This window comes from Streptomyces bugieae (assembly GCF_036352915.1).
Taxonomy (GTDB): domain Bacteria; phylum Actinomycetota; class Actinomycetes; order Streptomycetales; family Streptomycetaceae; genus Streptomyces; species Streptomyces endophytica.
In genome coordinates, this window is sequence record NZ_JAZBJP010000007.1 from 39,479 (window position 1) to 59,149 (window position 19,671).

Annotated in this window: 17 protein-coding genes and 1 pseudogene; 9 read left to right on the forward strand and 9 right to left on the reverse strand. The window is 69.3% G+C overall.

The genetic code is table 11. The annotated features are described in order from the left end of the window. Positions 1–49: 49 nt before the first annotated feature. The 3 genes from gnd to dnaA all read right to left on the reverse strand — a co-directional run bounded on the left by gnd (position 50) and on the right by dnaA (position 4,989). A complete protein-coding gene (gene gnd / locus V2J85_RS15570; protein ID WP_261956703.1) occupies positions 50–928 on the reverse strand; it encodes a phosphogluconate dehydrogenase (NAD(+)-dependent, decarboxylating) in 879 nt (292 codons plus the stop codon). Positions 929–1,077: 149 nt separating this feature from the next. Beyond that, positions 1,078–2,208 (reverse strand): DNA polymerase III subunit beta, encoded by a 1,131-nt coding sequence (gene dnaN / locus V2J85_RS15575; RefSeq protein ID WP_261956702.1) that lies wholly within the window; start codon positions 2,206–2,208, stop codon positions 1,078–1,080. An 897-nt stretch (positions 2,209–3,105) separates the two neighbouring features. Next, positions 3,106–4,989 (reverse strand): chromosomal replication initiator protein DnaA, encoded by a 1,884-nt coding sequence (gene dnaA, locus V2J85_RS15580; RefSeq protein ID WP_330821918.1) that lies wholly within the window; start codon positions 4,987–4,989, stop codon positions 3,106–3,108. 376 nt (positions 4,990–5,365) lie between these two features. On the opposite strand from dnaA, the gene rpmH reads away from it, so the two are divergent. The 9 genes and pseudogenes from rpmH (at position 5,366) to V2J85_RS15625 (ending at position 12,255) form a co-directional block, all read left to right on the forward strand. Next, positions 5,366–5,503, forward strand: coding sequence for a 50S ribosomal protein L34 (gene rpmH / locus V2J85_RS15585; RefSeq protein ID WP_003956500.1), 138 nt, complete (start codon positions 5,366–5,368; stop codon positions 5,501–5,503). Between the two features lie 23 nt (positions 5,504–5,526). Further along, positions 5,527–5,895: pseudogene (gene rnpA, locus V2J85_RS15590) on the forward strand (ribonuclease P protein component); the annotation flags it as partial. Positions 5,896–5,981: 86 nt separating this feature from the next. After that, positions 5,982–6,299, forward strand: coding sequence for a membrane protein insertion efficiency factor YidD (gene yidD / locus V2J85_RS15595; RefSeq protein ID WP_030412278.1), 318 nt, complete (start codon positions 5,982–5,984; stop codon positions 6,297–6,299). 3 nt (positions 6,300–6,302) lie between these two features. Then, positions 6,303–7,463: a membrane protein insertase YidC gene (yidC, locus tag V2J85_RS15600; protein ID WP_330821920.1), complete on the forward strand. Its 1,161-nt coding sequence runs from the start codon at positions 6,303–6,305 to the stop codon at positions 7,461–7,463. A 14-nt stretch (positions 7,464–7,477) separates the two neighbouring features. Continuing rightward, entirely contained in the window at positions 7,478–7,984 is a 507-nt protein-coding gene (locus V2J85_RS15605) for a Jag family protein (protein ID WP_261956698.1), read from the forward strand. Between the two features lie 137 nt (positions 7,985–8,121). After that, the gene (rsmG, locus tag V2J85_RS15610; protein ID WP_261956697.1) at positions 8,122–8,847 is read left to right on the forward strand and encodes a 16S rRNA (guanine(527)-N(7))-methyltransferase RsmG; all 726 of its coding nucleotides are present in this window, start codon (positions 8,122–8,124) and stop codon (positions 8,845–8,847) included. A 302-nt stretch (positions 8,848–9,149) separates the two neighbouring features. Beyond that, entirely contained in the window at positions 9,150–10,220 is a 1,071-nt protein-coding gene (locus V2J85_RS15615) for an AAA family ATPase (protein ID WP_078871841.1), read from the forward strand. Beyond that, on the forward strand, positions 10,217–11,329 hold the full coding sequence (locus V2J85_RS15620; protein WP_261956696.1) for a ParB/RepB/Spo0J family partition protein: 1,113 nt from the start codon (positions 10,217–10,219) through the stop codon (positions 11,327–11,329). Before V2J85_RS15615 ends, V2J85_RS15620 begins: the two co-directional genes overlap by 4 nt. 308 nt (positions 11,330–11,637) lie before the next feature. Further along, positions 11,638–12,255: a GNAT family N-acetyltransferase gene (locus tag V2J85_RS15625; RefSeq protein WP_261956695.1), complete on the forward strand. Its 618-nt coding sequence runs from the start codon at positions 11,638–11,640 to the stop codon at positions 12,253–12,255. A gap of 108 nt (positions 12,256–12,363) precedes the next feature. Here V2J85_RS15625 and trxA read toward each other — a convergent pair whose 3' ends face one another. The 6 genes from trxA to murJ all read right to left on the reverse strand — a co-directional run bounded on the left by trxA (position 12,364) and on the right by murJ (position 19,654). Then, positions 12,364–12,690, reverse strand: a complete 327-nt coding sequence (gene trxA / locus V2J85_RS15630) for a thioredoxin (protein ID WP_030412271.1) — start codon at positions 12,688–12,690, stop codon at positions 12,364–12,366. Positions 12,691–12,736: 46 nt separating this feature from the next. Then, positions 12,737–13,711 (reverse strand): thioredoxin-disulfide reductase, encoded by a 975-nt coding sequence (gene trxB / locus V2J85_RS15635; protein ID WP_261956694.1) that lies wholly within the window; start codon positions 13,709–13,711, stop codon positions 12,737–12,739. A gap of 114 nt (positions 13,712–13,825) precedes the next feature. Beyond that, positions 13,826–14,800 (reverse strand): anti-sigma factor family protein, encoded by a 975-nt coding sequence (locus V2J85_RS15640; protein WP_330821921.1) that lies wholly within the window; start codon positions 14,798–14,800, stop codon positions 13,826–13,828. Beyond that, a complete protein-coding gene (gene sigM / locus V2J85_RS15645; protein ID WP_261956692.1) occupies positions 14,797–15,492 on the reverse strand; it encodes an RNA polymerase sigma factor SigM in 696 nt (231 codons plus the stop codon). Before sigM ends, V2J85_RS15640 begins: the two co-directional genes overlap by 4 nt. Positions 15,493–15,617: 125 nt before the next feature. Then, positions 15,618–17,327 carry a serine/threonine protein kinase gene (locus V2J85_RS15650; protein WP_261956691.1) on the reverse strand — a complete coding sequence of 570 codons (1,710 nt, stop codon included), beginning with the start codon at positions 17,325–17,327 and terminating at the stop codon, positions 15,618–15,620. Between the two features lie 107 nt (positions 17,328–17,434). Beyond that, complete coding sequence (gene murJ, locus V2J85_RS15655; RefSeq protein ID WP_330821922.1) at positions 17,435–19,654, reverse strand: murein biosynthesis integral membrane protein MurJ; 2,220 nt, start codon at positions 19,652–19,654, stop codon at positions 17,435–17,437. Between the last annotated feature and the right edge of the window lie 17 nt (positions 19,655–19,671).

Here is a 19,671-nt window from a genome sequence, read left to right on the forward strand (position 1 = left end):
GGTGCGCCGACCTCCCCCGGCTGCGTGGTGGTGCCAGTACTGCTGGTGGTTACTTCTTGCTCTCGACCGCGTGGCCGCCGAACTGGTTGCGCAGCGCGGCGATCATCTTCATCTGCGGCGAGTCGTCCTGGCGGGACGCGAAGCGGGCGAAGAGCGAGGCCGTGATCGCGGGCAGCGGCACGGCGTTGTCGATGGCGGCTTCCACAGTCCACCGGCCCTCGCCGGAGTCCTGTGCATAACCGCGCAGCTTCTCCAGGTGCTCGTCGTCGTCGAGGGCGTTGACGGCCAGGTCGAGCAGCCAGGAACGGATGACCGTGCCCTCCTGCCAGGAGCGGAAGACCTCGCGCACGTCCGTGACGGAGTCGACCTTCTCCAGCAGCTCCCAGCCCTCGGCGAAGGCCTGCATCATCGCGTACTCGATGCCGTTGTGGACCATCTTCGCGAAGTGGCCGGCGCCGACCTTGCCGGCGTGCACCGAGCCGAACTCGCCCTCGGGCTTGAGGGCGTCGAAGATCGGCTGCACCTTGGCGACGTCGTCCTTGTCGCCGCCGTACATCAGCGCGTAGCCGTTCTCCAGGCCCCAGACGCCACCGGAGACGCCGCAGTCGACGAAGCCGATGCCCTTGGCCTTCAGCTCCTCGGCGTGCTTCTCGTCGTCGGTCCAGCGGGAGTTGCCGCCGTCCACGACGATGTCGCCGGGCGAGAGCAGCTCGGCCAGCTCGTCGATCGTGGACTGGGTGGCGGCGCCGGCCGGCACCATGACCCAGACCACCCGCGGACCCTTCAGCTTGTCCACAAGCTCCTGGAGGCTGTTCACATCCGCCAGGTCCGGGTTGCGGTCGTATCCGACGACGGTGTGGCCGGCGCGGCGGATGCGCTCGCGCATGTTGCCGCCCATCTTGCCGAGACCGACGAGACCGAGCTCCATCAGAGACCCTCTTTGCACGTAGTCGTTGCTGTTCGTACCCGAGTCCGAGCCTACGCCCGCAGGTCCGCGCACACCTGTGGGCTCAGCCGCTCATCAGGGCCCTTCAGCCGGTCGCCGCAAGGGCCCCGCCGCGAGCGCGCTTCCGGCCGTCAGCCCGACAGCCGCACGGGCATGATCAGGTACTTGTAGGCCTCGTCCGCCTCGGCGTCCTTGGCGGGGCGGCCGCTCAGCAGCGCCGGCTTGGTGGACGTCGTGAACGACAGCTGCGCCACGGGGGAGTCGATCGCCGACAGGCCCTCCAGCAGGAAGCCCGGGTTGAACGCGATCGAGATGTCGTCGCCGTCCAGATCGGCGTCGACCCTCTCCACAGCCTGTGCATCGTCGCTGGAGCCGGCCTCAAGGATCAGCACGCCCTGCTCGAAGCTCAGCCGGACCGGGGTGTTGCGCTCGGCGACCAGCGCCACACGCTTGACGGCCTCGACGAACGGAGCGGTCTCGATCACCGCGACCGAATTGAACTCGGTCGGGAAGAGCGTGCGGTACTTGGGGAGGTCGCCTTCCAGCAGACGGGTCGTCGTCCGCCGCCCGGCGCCCTCGAAGCCGATCAGGCCCTCGCCCTGGCCGGAGCCGGACAGCGCGAGCGTGACCGTGTCGCCGCTGCTCAGGGACTTGGCGGTGTCCAGCAGGGTCTTGGCCGGGACCAGCGCGACCGCGGAGGCGTCCGGGCTCTCCGGCTTCCACAGGAACTCGCGGACCGCGAAGCGGTAGCGGTCGGTGGAGGCCAGGGTGACGGTGTCGCCCTCGATCTCGATGCGGACGCCGGTGAGCACCGGGAGGGTGTCGTCACGGCCGGCCGCGATGGCGACCTGGGCGGCGGCCGCGGCGAAGACCTCGCCGGGGACCGTGCCGGTCGCGGTGGGCATCGCCGGCAGGGACGGGTACTCCTCCACAGGAAGGGTGTGGAGGGTGAACCGCGAGGAGCCGCAGACCACGGTCACCCGTACACCGTCGGTGGAAATCTCCACCGGGCGGTTGGGGAGGGCGCGGCAGATGTCGGCGAGCAGCCGGCCGGAGACGAGGACCGTGCCCTCCTCCTCGACCTCGGCCTCCACCGAGACCCGCGCCGAGACCTCGTAGTCGAAGCCGGAGAGGCTCAGTGCGCCGTCCTCGGCCTTCAGCAGCAGGCCCGCGAGGACGGGCACCGGCGGACGGGCCGGGAGGCTCTTGGCCGCCCAGGCCACTGCCTCCGCGAGTACATCGCGCTCCACCCGGATCTTCACCGGAAACCGCCTCCTGCTGTTGCTGGCTTACGCCCTGCTGGCCTTCGTCGTCGGCTCAGTTGCCGGAGACCAGTCTGACGCACGCCACCGACAGTCGGTGCGGCTCGGGGTCAAGTCGACTCGGGCGACGTCGGACGCCGGGCCGCCGAGTTGTGCACAGGCCCCGTTTCCGAACGAGTTCCCCGGTAGATATCCGTGGTCGTAGTAGTAGGCCCTGTGGAAACCGTGGACAACTGCGTCCGCGCAGGTCAGCGTCAGTTTTTTGTCCACCGTGGCTGTGGGCGGGGGCCGTGGATAAGTGGCCCGTGCTGTGGACCGCGGAAAGTTCTGCACACCCGATGCACAGGAGACGGGCAGTTCTCCCCAGTGCCATCCCCAGCTTTACCCACGTTCCCCACAGCCCAACCCATCACCTTGGTGTGACCGCTTTCACTCAGCCCGGTGAGAGGGGGTGTTGCGTTGCCGAACAGTGGACAGGGGTGTGGAGAAGCTGGGGATTGCTGGGGACAACGGCGGCTCACCTGTGGGCGGGCGGTGGACAAGAGATCCACCGTCCTGTGGACGAAATTTTTGTCCACAGCCTGTGGAGAGCGCTTGGCCACAAATCCACACCCGGCTGACCTCCTCCGATCTCTCCTCCGAGGGCCCGGCTGTGGATCCCACAGGGATAACTTTCCTCTCCCCAGGGTGTGGACGGAAGATTCTTGCCCAATCTGTGGAGAGAGGCCGTGACCAGGCGCGGAATCGAACACGGCCGGCGGCGCTCCACAGCACGGGGACGGCGGCGCGGTGCGTCGTACACCGCGCCGGGCGGCCCCGGAACGGCGAAGGGCGCCCGGGAGCGGGTCCCGGGCGCCCTGGGCGCGGTCGGTCCGAGGCGGCGCGTCGGCCGCGCTCTCAGCCGTTCTTGATGCGGTTGGTCAGCTCGGTGACCTGGTTGTAGATCGACCGCCGCTCGGCCATCAGCGCGCGGATCTTGCGGTCGGCGTGCATCACGGTCGTGTGGTCCCGGCCGCCGAACTGCGCGCCGATCTTCGGCAGCGACAGGTCCGTCAGCTCGCGGCACAGGTACATGGCGATCTGCCGGGCGGTGACCAGGACCCGGCTGCGGGACGAGCCGCAGAGGTCGTCGATGGTCAGGCCGAAGTAGTCGGCGGTCGAGGCCATGATCGCGGTGGCGGTGATCTCCGGAGCGGCGTCCTCGCCGCCGGGGATCAGGTCCTTCAGCACGATCTCGGTGAGCCCCAGGTCCACCGGCTGCCGGTTGAGCGAGGCGAACGCGGTGACCCGGATCAGGGCGCCCTCCAGCTCGCGGATGTTGCGCGAGATCCGGGACGCGATGAACTCCAGCACCTCCGGCGGGGCGTTCAGCTGCTCCTGCACCGCCTTCTTGCGGAGGATCGCGATCCGGGTCTCCAGCTCGGGCGGCTGGACGTCGGTGATCAGGCCCCACTCGAAGCGGTTGCGCAGCCGGTCCTCCAGGGTGACCAGCTGCTTGGGCGGCCGGTCACTGGAGAGCACGATCTGCTTGTTGGCGTTGTGCAGCGTGTTGAAGGTGTGGAAGAACTCCTCCTGCGTCGACTCCTTGCTCGCCAGGAACTGGATGTCGTCGACCAGCAGGATGTCCATGTCGCGGTAGCGCTTGCGGAACGCGTCCGCCTTGCCGTCGCGGATGGAGTTGATGAACTCGTTGGTGAACTCCTCCGAGCTCACGTACCGCACGCGGGTGCCGGGGTAGAGGCTGCGCGCGTAGTGCCCGATCGCGTGCAGCAGGTGGGTCTTGCCCAGACCCGACTCCCCGTAGATGAACAGCGGGTTGTACGCCTTGGCCGGGGCCTCGGCGACGGCGACCGCGGCGGCGTGCGCGAAGCGGTTGGAGGCACCGATGACGAAGGTGTCGAAGAGGTACTTCGGGTTCAGCCGGGCGGTGGGCTCACCCGGACCGGTGGCCGGCGCGGGCTGCGCGGCGAGCGGACCCGGGGCGCCGCTGGGCGCCGGCAGCGCGGCACCGGGGCCGGAGCGGCCGTTGTGGCCACCGGGCTGGTGCTCGGGGAGGTCGCGGCGCTGCGCGTCGTACGGGGAGCGCGCACCGTCGGAGTGCTGCGGGACGCCGCGGTCCTGGCCGCGGTAGTCGGGCTGCGCCTGCTGGTGCTGCGGTACGTGGGGCGCCGACGGGTACGGCTCGCGCCACTGCTCCGCGGACGTCTCGCGCTCGGGGAAGCCGCCCAGGTGCTGCTGCTGCCAGCCGTAGTCGTCGCGCGGGCCGGGGCCGCCGGGGGCCACGTGCTGCGGCCAGGCGCCGGGTTCGTGCCGCGGCTGCTGGTAGTCCGGGTAGGCGGGACGGACGCCGGGCAGGTCGTCGCCCTGGTGCCCGTAGCCCTGCCGGCTGTCGTGCCGGGGCTCGTAGTCGTACGTCTCGTGCTGCTGCGGCGCCGGGTGCTGCTGGTGGTGCGGCTGCTGCTGGGGCGACTGGTGCTGCACGGGCGCGGACGGCGCCGGCGGCTCCTCGGAGGAGTCGTCGACGGTGATCGCGATCCGGATCGGGCGGCCGCACTCATGGCTGAGGGCCTCCCCGATCAGCGGCGCCAGCCGGCCTTCGAGCACGCCCTTGGCGAATTCGTTGGGCACGGCGAGCAGCGCGGTGTCGGCCACCAGCGCCAGCGGCTGGGTGCGCTTGAGCCAGTCCTGGTCCTTCGGCTTGAGGCCGTCGGCCTCCGCACGAAGAAGATGATCGAGCACGCGCGGCCACACTGCGGCAAGATCGGCAGGTACATCAGCCACAGGGCACGCTCTCTCACAGTCCCACGAATGTGTGATTCTCAGGACGGGCGGGAAGGAATCGGAGTTCAGCCACGGTAGTCAGGGCGGGCCTGGGGATTCAAGTCGTTGTCCACAGGCTGTGCATAGTGTGTCCTGACGACGTGCCGTGCGGGCTCACATGGAGCCGGTTTGACCGGATGGCGTAGCCGCGCGTACCGTGACCAGGTCGAGTTGTCGATGGCTGCTGCCGCCTGCCTCCGATGGGCAAAGATCGCGCTCTGGTGATCGTGTAGCGGTGCACTTAGGCGTTGCGAGCTACTCGTGGGCGCACGGTGACAGCCAACGACGCCCCACATCTGTCTCTCCTTGAGACAACAAGCATTCCTGGAGCCCCCGAGTGAGCAAGCGCACCTTCCAGCCGAACAACCGCCGCCGCGCGAAGACCCACGGCTTCCGTCTGCGCATGCGGACGCGTGCCGGCCGCGCGATTCTCGCGTCGCGCCGCAGCAAGGGTCGCGCCCGCCTGTCGGCCTGAGCAGCCCGACCTAGGTCCATGACGTGCTGCCTACCGAAAATCGGCTGAGGCGGCGCGAGGACTTCGCGACCGCGGTACGCCGGGGACGCAGGGCCGGGCGCCCGCTCCTTGTCGTGCATTGTCGTAGCGGTTCAACGGACCCGCACGCAGCGGGGGAATGTGTTCCCCCGGCGCGTGCGGGTTTCGTCGTGAGCAAGGCCGTTGGCATCGCGGTCGTCCGCAACAAGGTCAAGCGGCGCCTTCGCCATCTCCTGCGCGACCGGCTGGACCGGCTCCCCGCCGGTAGCCTGGTTGTCGTACGGGCCCTGCCCGGCGCGGGCACCGCGGACCACGACGAGCTGGCCCGCGACCTGGACGCCGCCCTGGAGCGGCTGCTGGGAGGGTCGCCGAGAGGCTCCAACCCCGCGGGGGCCGCGACCGGCAGTGGTTGTGCCGCGGACCCCCGGAACCCCGGCCGGGGCCCGGGAGGGAGCGCACAGTGAAGTACCCGCTGCTGCTTTTGATCAAGATCTACCAGTGGACCATCAGCCCCCTGCTGGGGCCGGTCTGCAAGTACTACCCGTCGTGCTCGCACTATGGCTATACGGCCATCGACCGGCACGGCGCGGTGAAAGGGACTGCGCTGACAGCTTGGCGCATCCTGCGCTGCAATCCGTGGTCGCTCGGTGGCGTCGACCACGTCCCTCCCCGGAAGCGTCCGGTCTGGCACCAGCGGCTGAGGAGCCGTCTGGGCGGGACTGCCGTCCATGAACCCGCCGCCCAGCCCGAGACTCAGCCCAACGCCCAAGGAGCCTGATTCGTGGACACGATCCTGAATCCTCTCTATTACGCCGTTTCCTGGATCATCGTCCAGTTCCACTCGTTCTACAGCCTGGTCTTTGATCCGAACAGTGGTGCGGCGTGGGGTCTGTCCATCGTCTCGCTGGTGGTGCTGATCCGTATCTGCCTGATCCCGCTCTTCGTGAAGCAGATCAAGTCGACGCGGAACATGCAGGCGCTCCAGCCGAAGATGAAGGCGATCCAGGAGCGCTACAAGAGCGACAAGCAGCGCCAGTCCGAAGAGATGATGAAGCTCTACAAGGAGACGGGCACCAACCCGCTCTCGAGCTGTCTCCCGATTCTGGCCCAGTCGCCGTTCTTCATCTCGCTGTACCAGGTCCTCAGCCACATCGCGAACGGCAAGACGGTCGGTTTCATCGACCAGACGCTGCTGCAGAGCGCGCAGAAGGCGCACATCTTCGGCGCCCCGCTGGCCGCGAAGTTCATGGACAGCGCGGCGAAGATCGAGAGCCTCGGTGCCTCGGTCACCAACGTCCGCGTGGTCACGGTCATCATGATCGTTCTGATGTCGGCGTCGCAGTTCTACACGCAGCGCCAGCTGATGACCAAGAACGTCGACCTCACGGTGAAGACGCCGTTCATGCAGCAGCAGAAGATGCTGATGTACGTCTTCCCGATCATGTTCGCCGTCTTCGGTATCAACTTCCCCGTCGGTGTCCTCGTCTACTGGCTGACCACCAACGTGTGGACCATGGGCCAGCAGATGTTCGTCATCCGTCGTAACCCGACCCCGGGCAGCAAGGCGTTCGCCGAGCGCCAGGAGCGGCTGCGGGCCCAGGGCAAGCTGGTCGAGAGCCCGGCCGAGGTCGCGGCGAAGAAGGCCGTCGAGGAAGCGCGCCAGAACCGCCAGCAGCCCAAGCGCCAGACGAAGGCCAAGCGGCAGACCGGCGCTACGCCGGCCGGCGGTGCCCAGGCCCGGACGCAGAACCGTACGCGGGCCGGCTCGGCGGGCACGGCGGACGGCTCGGCGGGCTCCGGCCAGGGTGGAGCGAAGAAGCAGTCGCTGGAGAAGAAGTCCGCGCAGGACGGCACCGCGCAGAGCGGCTCGTCCGGGTCCCGCTCCGCGAAGTCCGGCCAGCGCAAGGGCCAGCAGCGCCCCAAGCACCCGTCGAAGAAGTAAGAAGGAGTCCTTTCGTGACGGACACGACCCCTGCCACCGAGGGCACCGACACCCTGACCCGCCTGGAGCAGGAAGGCGAGATCGCGGCCGACTACCTCGAGGGTCTGCTGGACATCGCCGACCTCGACGGTGACATCGACATGGACGTCGAGGCCGACCGCGCCGCGGTGTCGATCATCAGCGACTCGACCAGCCGCGACCTGCAGAAGCTGGTGGGCCGCGACGGTGAGGTGCTGGAGGCGCTGCAGGAACTGACCCGGCTGGCCGTGCACCGGGAGACCGGCGACCGCAGCCGTCTGATGCTGGACATCGCCGGCTTCCGGGCGCGCAAGCGCGAGCAGCTCACGGCGATCGGTGCGAAGGCGGCCGAGGAGGCCCGCGGTACCGGTGAGCCGGTGAAGCTGGACCCGATGACGCCGTTCGAGCGCAAGGTCGTGCACGACGCGGTGGCGGCGGCCGGCCTGCGGAGCGAGTCCGAGGGTGAGGAGCCGCAGCGCCGAGTGGTTGTCCTCCCGGCCTGACCGCTCAGCGCTTCCGTTTTTTTCTTTGGCCCCGTCTGCTCGCAGGCGGGGCCAAAAGTTGTCAGCGTTCTGTGTTATTCCGGGTGCGTGACCCGGGTTCCCGGCAGGAAAAGCAGTCCAGAGGAAGGGCGGTTCCCGTGACGGAGGCAGCAGCGGAGCTCCCTCCTGCGCCGAAGGCGGCACAGGAGGTATTCGGTGAGCGCTTTCCGGAGGCCGTGCGGTATGGCGAACTGCTCGCCGACGCGGGGGTGACGCGAGGGCTGATCGGGCCGCGGGAGGTGCCGCGGCTGTGGGAGCGGCATCTGCTGAACTGCGCGGTGCTCTCCGAGGTCGTGCCCGAGGGCGTCTCGGTCTGTGACGTGGGCTCGGGGGCCGGGCTGCCCGGCATCCCGCTGGCTCTGGTGCGGCCGGACCTGAAGATCACGCTGCTGGAGCCGCTGCTGCGGCGGACGAATTTCCTTCAGGAAGTCGTCGAGCTGCTCGGCCTCGACCACGTGACGGTCGTGCGGGGCAGGGCCGAAGAGGTCATGGGCAAGCTGCCGCAGGTGCATGTGGTGACCGCGCGGGCGGTGGCTCCGCTGGACCGGCTGGCCGGCTGGGGCGTTCCGCTGCTGCGTCCGTACGGCGCGATGCTGGCGCTCAAGGGCGATGCCGCGGAGGAGGAGCTCAAGGGTGCCCGGGCCGCGCTGAGCAAGCTCGGTGTGGTCGACACCTCGGTGCTGCAGGTCGGCGAGGGCATCGTGGATCCGCCGACGACGGTGGTGCGGGTCGAGGTGGGCGAGAGCCCCGGCGGTGTGCGCTTCGCGGCGAAGCGGGCGAAGGCGGCGCGGGCCAGCCGTCCGACGAGGGGGCGCCGGCGCTGAGGCATCAGCCGGAGCCGTGGAGACCGGCGTGGGGAGAGGGAATCCCGTTCCGCGAAATAGGGGAAGCGGCATTTCCTTAAACCCCATCAAAACGGCACAAGACGGAGTGTCGCGGCTCATTCGGACGCGACGCTGGCATCGTGTTTCACGTGAAACGTCGCTCTCTGCTGCAAGGGATCATCGGCCGTGGTCGTGCGGCTGCCGCGCCGCGCGACCGTAGACCCACACGGGTAACGGAAGTATCCACAGACGTGGATTTGTCCACAGGAGAACGGACCTCACTGGTTCACGACGCCGAAAGCATGGCAGGCTCTGACCATTGCGAGCCTGATGTCGAGGAGAGTGAATCCTTGCGGTCCGACGCCAACATCGCGGGACCGATGACCGATCCGGTCCCCGGTCCCCGTAGCGAGTCGTTCGGGGACGACGTTTCACGTGAAACGCCGCCCCCGATGGACGACACCCCGATCGGTCGTGCAGCTCAGCTGGCGGTAGAGGCCCTCGGCCGCGCGGGCGAGGGGCTTCCCCGGCCCGAACAGACCCGGGTCATGGTCGTTGCCAACCAGAAGGGCGGGGTCGGTAAGACCACGACCACCGTGAACCTGGCGGCCTCCCTGGCCCTGCACGGGGCACGGGTTCTGGTCATCGACCTCGACCCCCAGGGCAATGCGTCGACGGCGCTGGGGATCGACCATCACGCCGAAGTGCCGTCCATCTATGACGTGCTGGTGGACAGCAAGCCGCTCTCCGATGTGGTACAGCCGGTCGTGGATGTGGAGGGGCTGTTCTGTGCGCCCGCCACGATCGATCTGGCCGGCGCCGAGATCGAGCTGGTCTCGCTGGTGGCCCGGGAAAGCCGGCTGGACCGGGCCATCAAGGCGTATGAACAGCCGCTGGATTACATCTTCATCGACTGCCCGCCCTCGCTGGGCCTGTTGACGGTCAATGCGCTGGTCGCGGGGGCCGAGGTGCTGATTCCGATTCAGTGCGAGTACTACGCACTGGAGGGACTGGGGCAGCTGCTGCGGAATGTCGACCTGGTGCGGGGTCATCTCAACCCGCAGCTCCATGTCTCGACGATTCTGCTGACCATGTACGACGGACGCACCCGGCTGGCCTCCCAGGTCGCCGACGAGGTCCGTAACCACTTCGGTCACGAGGTGCTCCGTACCAGCATCCCCCGCTCCGTGCGGATCTCCGAGGCACCCAGCTATGGGCAGACAGTGCTCACCTATGATCCCGGATCCAGTGGTTCGCTTTCGTATCTCGAAGCGGCCCGGGAGATCGCGCTGCGTGGGGCCCCGCAGACCGGGGGCCAGGGCCTCAGCGTCACCTATGAAGGACAGCACAGCATCTCGGAGGGGACTCAGTGAGCGAACGACGTAGAGGCCTGGGCCGTGGGCTCGGGGCGCTGATCCCCGCGGCACCGCAGAGCACGGACCATGCCGGGCCCGCGGTGGGGCAGGGAGCGACATCACCCTCGTCCGTACCGGTCCTGGCGCCGGAGCGAGGGGTGGCCGCCGCCAAGGTGACCTCGCTGCCGACGCACGGTGTTTCACGTGAAACGGAAGCGCCGGCAGCGGTGGAGCCGTCGGCGGACGGGGTATCGGAGGTGGCGGGTGCGCACTTCGCCGAGGTGCCGCTCGATGCCATCACCCCGAACCCGCGCCAGCCGAGAGAGGTCTTCGACGAGGACGCCCTCGCCGAACTGATCACCTCCATCAAGGAGGTGGGCCTGCTCCAGCCGGTGGTGGTCCGTCAGACCGGGCCCGGCCGTTACGAGCTCATCATGGGGGAGCGCCGCTGGCGGGCCTGCCGTGAGGCGGGGCTGGAGAAGATTCCGGCGATCGTGCGGGCGACGGAGGACGAGAAGCTCCTCCTCGACGCGCTGCTGGAGAACCTGCACCGGGCCCAGCTCAACCCGCTGGAAGAAGCGGCCGCCTATGACCAGCTGCTCAAGGACTTCCAGTGCACGCATGACGAGCTGGCCGACCGGATCGGGCGCTCGCGTCCGCAGGTCTCCAACACGCTGCGTCTGCTGAAGCTCTCGCCGTCCGTGCAGAAGCGGTTGGCCGCGGGGGTGCTCTCGGCGGGTCATGCCCGGGCGCTGCTCTCCGTGGAGGACTCCGAGGAGCAGGACCGTCTCGCGCGCCGCATCGTCGCCGAGGGGCTGTCGGTGCGTTCAGTCGAGGAGATCGTGACGCTCATGGGGTCGACCCCCGCGAGCCAGAGCAAGGCGAAGGGGCCCCGTGCGGGTACCCGGGTCTCCCCCGCACTCACCGGACTCGCCTCCCGGCTCTCCGACCGCTTCGAAACGCGGGTGAAGGTCGACCTGGGCCAGAAGAAGGGCAAGATCGTCGTCGAGTTCGCCTCGATAGACGATCTGGAGCGCATCCTCGGCACTCTCGCCCCCGGCGAAGGTCCCGTCCTGGGTCAGTCGCTGGCCGAGGAGAACGATGAGGAGACCGGCGAAGAGCAGTGAGCTGACGCCTACGGCTCCCGGGCGGGCCGTGTTCCGGAGTCCATACCGGAACACGGTCCGCCCTTTGCTCTCTCGCGCTACCCGTGCCCGTAAAGGGTGGATACGATGCGTTCGGGTATGGCACGCATCCACGTGGAGACGCCTCACATCGAGGAGAGGGCCATGCGATCGGTGAGCCGCACCGGAATGCTGGCAGCGGGCTTCGGCCTGGCAGCCGTCGGAGGGTTCGTTGGTGGTCTGCTCAGGGAGCCGGCCGTGCTGACGGCACTGCGCGGTGCGGCGGGCGAGAGAAGTGAGGACCTGGTTCCATGGGCCGTCGGCTCGTACCGCTCACGCTGGACAACCTTCCGGATCTCCCCAAGCGCTGCCGCTCCTGTGTCTTCTGGGAGCTCGACCCCGTCAGCGGCGAGGCCGCGGTAAAGGCGGGACGTCCCGAGCTGGAGAAGGAAGCCTGGATCTCGGCGGTCCTGCTGGAGTGGGGATCCTGCGGGCGGGTCGTCTACGTCGACGAGGTGCCGGTGGGGTTCGTGATGTACGCCCCGCCGGCCTATGTGCCGCGCTCGACCGCCTTCCCGACCAGCCCCGTATCGCCGGACGCGGTGCAGCTGCTCACCGCATGGCTGATGCCCGGATACCAGGGCCAGGGGCTGGGCCGGGTCATGGTTCAGACGGTTGCCAAGGACCTCACCCAGCGAGGGTTCAAGGCGATCGAGGCGTTCGGCGATGCCCGCTGGACCGAGCCGGCCTGTGTGCTGCCCGCCAACCATCTCCTCGCGGTGGGCTTCAAGACCGTACGGCCTCATCCCCGTTTTCCGCGGCTGCGCCTTGAGCTGAGGACCACGATCTCGTGGAAGGAAGATGTGGAGATGGCACTCGACCGTCTGCTGGGTGCTGTCCAGAAGGAGCCCGCTCTGCGGCCGCTGTAGCGCACGATGTTTCACGTGAAACGAGGCTCTGTTTCACGTGAAACGGAGAACGGGCCCGTCCTCGGTGAGGAACGGGCCCGTTTCACGTGAAACAGACGATGAGGTGACTCAGGCGAGGTAGTCCGCCAGGTCGCGCTCGATCGCGGCCTTCGGCTTGGCGCCGACGATGGTCTTCACGACCTCGCCGTCCTTGTAGACGTTCATCGTCGGGATCGACATGACGCCGTACTTGGCGGTGGTCGCCGGGTTCTCGTCGGTGTTCAGCTTGGCGATGACGATCTCGTCGTGCTCCGCGGCAATGGCCTCCAGGGAGGGGGCGACCTGGCGGCACGGGCCGCACCAGGTGGCCCAGAAGTCCACGAGGACGGGCTTGTCGCTCTTGAGGACGACCTCTTCGAAGTTGGCGTCCGTGACGGTCACCGTGGCGCCGGCCATGGCAATCTCCTTATTGGGTGGGTGGTGGGAAAGCTGGGGCCGCGGGTCAGGCGGCCGGGGTCTTCTCGGGCTCCGGGGTCGACTCGCCGTCCGCCAGCGCAGCGAGGTACCGCTCGGCGTCGAGGGCGGCGGAGCAGCCCGTGCCGGCCGCGGTGATCGCCTGGCGGTAGGTGTGGTCGACCACGTCGCCGGCCGCGAAGACGCCCGTCAGGTTGGTGCGGGTGCTGGGCGCGTCGACCTTGAGGTAGCCCTCGTCGTCGAGGTTCAGCTGGCCCTTGAAGAGCTCGGTGCGCGGGTCGTGGCCGATCGCGATGAAGAGGCCGGTGACGGGGAGCTCCGAGGTCTCGCCGCTCTTGAGGTTGCGCAGGGTCAGGCCGGAGAGCTTGCTCTCGCCGTGGATCTCGGCGACCTCGCTGTCCCAGACGAACTTGATCTTCGGGTCGGCGAAGGCACGCTCCTGCATCGCCTTGCTGGCCCGAAGGGTGTCGCGGCGGTGGACGACCGTGACCGACTTGGCGAACCGCGAGAGGAAGGTGGCCTCCTCCATCGCGGTGTCGCCGCCGCCGATGACGGCGATGTCCTGGTCCTTGAAGAAGAACCCGTCGCAGGTGGCGCACCAGGACACGCCACGACCGGAGAGCTCGTCCTCACGGGGCAGACCGAGCTTGCGGTGCTGCGAGCCGGTGCTGACGATGACTGCCTTCGCGCGGTGCACATTGCCGGCGGTGTCGGTGACCGTCTTGACGTCCTCGCTGAGGTCGACCGAGACGATGTCGTCGGGCACCAGCTCGGCGCCGAAGCGCTCGGCCTGGGCGCGCATGTTGTCCATCAGGTCCGGCCCCATGATGCCGTCGCGGAAACCGGGGAAGTTCTCCACGTCGGTGGTGTTCATCAGCGCGCCTCCGGCGGTGACGGCACCTTCGAAGACCAGCGGCTTCAGGGACGCGCGGGCGGTGTAGAGCGCTGCGGTGTAGCCCGCGGGCCCGGAGCCGATGATGATCACGTTGCGGACGTCGCTCACGGGTGTCTTCCTTGTCTCTGCCGACTGCTTGCTGGGGCTCTCGGAACTCTCACCCCACCCAACGGATCCTACGGGGCGTGCATTCCCGGAGTGTCACAGCGCACTACTCGTCGTTCAGTCTCGCGGGTACGAGTGCGACAGCAGGACCTTTCCGGGGGCCGGGGGCGTGGCCGAGACACAGGAGGACGAGACCACGTACGCCGAGACGCGCTTGGCGTCCGCCGGGTCCGGCAGAACGACCAGGAAGGCGTCCTTGTCCTGGTAGCGGGTGCGGCTGGACGCGAGCGGGGCTTCCGGGCGGCCGATGCCGAGGCGGACGCAGGACGGAATGGTGTCGGCACTGCCCCGCAACGGGGTCTCGGGAGAGCTGCGGGCACCGATGTCCGGCGATTTGTGCGAGCTCTTGGTCGCCAGCAGGGCGTGGACGTGGGAGCCGAGATTGGCGGCGGTCAGGCCGGCCGCACCGCCCGAGCCCTTCTCGGTGGTCGCCGTGGTCCGATGGGGTCCGGCCTGCGTCCCCTCCGTGGCGGCGTTCTGCAGGAGCAGGCCACCGACGCTGAAGAGGGCCGCTGCCGCGGCGGTGCCGAGCAGCACCCGCGGCCAGCGACGTGCCCGGGAGGCCCGGCCGCCGCGTGTCTGCCGACCCGGTCCGGAGGATCCAGTGGGACGCCCGGCGGGGCGGGTGATCGGCGCGCCGCGGGTAGGTGTCTCGGGCTCGGTTTCACGTGAAACAGGAGCGGGGCGCTCGGTCGTCTCACGGGCCGTCGTGGTACGCGTCACCGTTTCGCTGGTCGCTGTTTCACGTGAAACATGCGCCGCGGAGCCCGGAACGGTGGCATTGAGAAGCGCCTCGGCCGCGAGGGCGGCATCGATACGCCCGGCGACATCAGTCGGCATACGCATCGGCCCGGGGAGCCTGCCGAGCATCCCCCGGATCTCCTCCAGGGAGTCGTAGACGTCCTCGCACAGGGCGCAGCCGGCGAGGTGGGCGCGCAGTTCCGCGCTGCGCGAGGGGGAGAGCAGCCCGTCCGTGAGGTCGGAGATCTCGGAGACCTCCGGGTGCTCACCCGTGCCGGTCGTCGACGTCACGCTCGCCCACCTCCGCCCTTCACGGCACCTGTGTCCGTCGGTCCTGCCGTCGGTGGGACGGATGTCCCCTGCGCCCGGTTCCTTCCCCGGCTCGCCGGGTTGCTACCCCCGCCGTCAGCCCGCAGATGGGTGACCAAGGGGAGGAGGCGGGCACGGCCGCGTGCGCAGCGGCTCTTCACCGTTCCGGTCGGGATGTCGAGGATCGCGGCTGCCTCGGCGACGGGGTAGCCCTGCATGTCGACGAGGACGAGGGCGGCGCGCTGTTCCTCGGGGAGGGTGCGCAGGGCGCGGAGCAGCTCACGGTGCAGGTCTTGGCGCTCGGCGGGGACCGCGGCGGACTCCTCGGGTTCGAGGAGCTGCTCCAGCCGCTCGGTGTCGGCAACCGGCGCGGTGCGCCGGGAGGCGGCCTTGCGGGCCCGGTCCAGGCAGGCGTTGACCGTGATGCGGTGCAGCCAGGTCGTCACTGCGGACTGTCCGCGGAAGGTGTGGGCCGCGCGGTAGGCGGAGACCAGGGCGTCCTGTACGGCGTCCGCAGCTTCCTCACGATCACCGAGAGTGCGCAGCGCCACCGCCCAGAGCCGGTCGCGATGACGCCGGACGATCTCCCCGAACGCATCGGGGTCGCCCTTCACGTGCAGCGCAAGGAGATCGGCGTCGGTTGGTGTCGAAGCCTCGTCGCTGTCGGTGGACACGGGCCCCCCGGCCGTAGCTGCCTGATCTCGGTCCCATTGAAGCCCGCCGGGTGGGGAAAGTAAATGTGCCGAGGGGCGTTGATCAGCAGGCGAGCGACCCGTTTCAGCCGCTCGCCCGCTATCGGTCAGCCCGTCACCTTGATCTCGGAGATCCCGCCGCGGAACCAGTCGTCGCCGTCGCTCGGCAGCTCGGTGATGTGGACCAGCAAGTAGCGCGTCTTGACGGCCTTGTCCAGCTTCACCGACAGCTTCTCACCAGCCTTCGCCGGCTTGGAGAGCCGCTGCGAGAAGTCACTGAGCACTGCCGGGCTCGATGCGGACGGCGCCGCCGCCAGAACCTCGGCGGTCTGGCCCGGACGGTACATGCTGACCTCTACGCCGGAGACGTCCTTGGCGCTTCCGAGGTCTATGACGATGCCGCTGCCGTCCTTGCGGGCCGGCAGGTTCCCGAAATTCGCCCATCCCTTGAAGCGCTTGGTCACCCACGCCGTCGAGGGATTGTCGTCCGTCGCGTTCGACGCCTGGTCCCCGGAGAACGCCGATACCAGCGGAGAGAACTCCGTGGCACTTTGGATCGCCAGCGGAGCCGAAGGCTTCTTCTTCTTGGTGCCACCCTGCGACTGCGAGTTCCCCGGATCGTCCTGGTCCTTCTCGCGCTTCAGCAGGGTGTCCGCGAGCTGCCAGCTGCCCAGGCCCAGCGCCGCGATGAGCAGGGCGGAGACGGACCACTTCAGGGCCCGGCCGGTACGGCTCTGGAGCGGGGGCGGCGGAGTGGCGATCACCTGCGTCGGGCGGCCGGCCGAGGCGTTGTGGGACGCCGTCTGCCGGTAGCTGCCCTGCTGGTAGCCCGTGCGCTGGTACGGCGGGGGCGTGCTGAACGCGGTCTCCGGGGGCCGGATGCGGGGCATCGCCGCGACCGCCTTGGACAGCTCCTCCGGCGTGGTGCACGGCTGCTCCTGGCGGGAGGCCGTGGCGCCGTCGTTGATCAGCGCGCGCATGGCGAGCTCGGAGAGGCCGCGGTGGACACCCGCGCGCACCTGGTCGGGCGCGATCAGCCCGACGCCCTTCGGCAGCCCGGTCAGGCCGTGCGCGTCGTTCTCGTACGGCCAGCGCTGGGTGAGCGCGGCGTACAGCAGGGCGCCGATCGCCTCGGTGTCCGTGCGCTGCGGGTGTTCGCAGGTGATGCCGCGGAGCGCGGCCATGACGGCCAGGCCGCGGATGCGGTACTGCCCGGATTCGGTCCGCAACACCGAGCTGGGGGTGATCCGGAGGTGGGCCAAGCCCTCGCGGTGTGCGGCGGCCATGGCCTGGGAGACCTGGCTGACGAGCTGGTACGCCTCGTGCGGCTCCAGGGGGCCGTTGGCGAGGTGGGTGGTCAGCTCGGTGGCGTCCGGAAGCCACTCGTGGACGACGTAGACGAGGTCGTTCTCCTCGACGGCGTCCAGGACCTGGACGAACCGGGGGTCGCCGAGCAGCGCCGAGGAACGGGCCGCGGAGAGCACCGGCCGGGCCCTCGGATGGTCGGCGGGCAGGATGTGTACGCCGACGGCGCGGCGCAGCTTTTCGTCGACCGCACGCCAGCTGCTGAATCCGTCCAGACGGGTGACGCACTCTTCGAGGCGGTAGCGTCTGGCGAGCTTGTGGCCGCTGTGCAGATCCGGTGGCTGGGCTTCGTCCGCCGCACGCGTCTCGTCGGTGCGTGCCGCGTCCTCGTCCCTGCCGGATACCTTCTCGGCCTTAGCACCGTCGTCCGTGACCTTGCCCGCCTTGGCGGTCAGCGGCTCTTCGCCGCTCGTGTCGGCCACGTCGACGGCAGCCGTGCTCCGTTCCGCCACCGTCGTTCCTGCCTCCCCATCCGTTGCAGGCTCAATGAGCCAAGACAATTGTGCCCACAGTCCGCCACTATGCACGACACACGGTGGCAGTCGATGGTTGTGCTCAATCAACGCCCAAGCTTTGACCGGACCATGCCGACCAGGGCGTTCATTTCCTCGATGCGCATTTTGCGTGCGGCGACGTAGAACACGCCCAGAAGGGCGGCGGCGCCGGCGATCAGCGCGGCCAGGGAGCCGATGAGCCCACTGCCCAGCGTCTGCATGATCGCGTACACCAGGATGCCGGAGACGAGTGTGGCCGGGATGCTGGCGCCCGCCAGCCGTGCGTAGGTCCGGACGACGTGCGCCGTGTCGAGGTCACCGTCCATCCGCCTGCTCAGCCGCTGCCAGGCCACCCCGACGCCGATGATGTACGCCAGGCCGTAGGAGGCCGCCATGCCCACCACGGCCCAGCGGGCGGGCAGGACCAGGAAGCAGAGCCCGGAGGCGGCGGCGTTGACGGCGGCGACGATCACCGTGTTGTAGAAGGGGGTGCGGGTGTCCTCGTACGCGTAGAAGGCGCGCAGGACGACGTACTGCACCGAGAACGGGATCAGGCCCACGCCGAAGCCCATCAGCATGTAGCCCATCGGTACGCCGGCGCCGGACGAGCCGTAGACCAGGGTGCACAGCGGGACGCCGAGGGACAGGAAGCCGAACGCGATCGGGACGATGGCGACCGCGGAGGTGCGCAGGCCCTGCGACATGTCGTCCCGGACGGCGCCGGTGTCGCCGTCGTGCGCGGACCGGGCCAGCCGCGGCAGCAGCGCCGCCATGACGGAGACGGTGATGATCGCCTGCGGCATGTTCCAGATCAGCTGGGCGCTGGCGTACGAGATGAAGCCGGTGCCCGGGTGTCCCTGCTGGTCGGCGGTGTTGCCGGCCCAGGTGGAGAGCTGGGTGACGACGAGCACGCCGGCCTGGTTGGCGAGCACGAAGAGCACGGTCCACTTGGCGAGCTTGGCGGCCTTGCCCAGGCCGTGGCCGCGCCAGTCGAACCGCAGCCGGAGCTTGAAGTCGGCGTCGCGCAGATACGGGATCATCGCCAGCGCCTGGACGACGAGCCCGAGGAGGGTGCCGATGCCCAGGAGGCGGATGCCCTCGTCGGGGATGGTGGTGACGCCGATGTGCGAGGTCTTCGCCGTGCCGTAGACCCAGATGAAGAGGCCGAAGGTGGCGATCATGACGATGTTGTTGAGGACCGGGGTCCACATCATCGCGCCGAAGCGGCCGCGGGCGTTGAGGATCTGCCCCATGACCACGTGCAGACCCATGAAGAAGATCGTGGGGACGCAGTAGCGGGTGAACGCCACCGCGACCTCGTTGGCCGCCGGGTCCCGGGAGATGTCGAACGAGACCAGTTTCACCAGGAGGGGCGCCGCGACCACCGCCAGTACCGTCAGCACCCCGAGCACCACGATGACCAGGGTCAGCAGCCGGTTGGCGTACGCCTCTCCGCCGTCGTCGTCCTCCTTCATCGCGCGCACCAGCTGCGGCACGAAGACGGAGTTCAGACCGCCGCCGATGGTCAGGATGAAGATCATCGTCGGGAGCTGGTAGGCGACCTGCCAGGAGTCACCGAGCACCGCGCCGCCGAGCGCCGCGACGATCAGCGCCGAGCGGACGAAGCCCGTCAGGCGGGACACCATCGTGCCGGCGGCCATCACCGCGCTGGACTTGAGCAGACCGGAGGCGCGGCCCCCGGAGGGCTTGCCGGCCGCCGGCACGGGAGCGGGCTCCGGTTCCGTCGCGGTCTGCTGGGGAACGGCCTCCGGGCCGGGCACCGCCCCGGTCACCGGCGCCCCGGCGGGCGGGCCGGCCGGGGCGGTGCGCTGGGGCTCGTAGGGATGCTGGTCCCGGTAGAGGTGCGCAAAGGCGTCGGACTCCGGACGCTCGCCCCCGGCCTGGCTGACCAGGGGATCGACACCCATGAACTGCGTCGTCGCGGCGTCGTCACCGTACGGAGCGGCCCGGTCCGGGCGCTGCGGCGCGGGCGTGCGGGGTGCGGCCCACGCCTGCGGGTCAGGAGCCTGCCGCCCGGGCGCGGGCTGCGGGTAGAGCGGCTGGGTGGGCTGCCCCGGGGACGGCGGCGGGTGCGCGGCGCGGTCGTAGCGCGCGTCGCTCACCGGATCCTGGGCCATCGGGTCCTGGGCGTGGTGCGGGTCGTTGCGGTAGGCGTCCCGGACGTAGGGGTCCTGCTCCGTGGGGAACGGGGGCGTCGGAGGGACCGGCCCCATGGGGTCGCCATTGGCGCCCCGGCCCCGGTCACCGTCGTACGGCGCATTCATCGCTGCCCCACCTCATC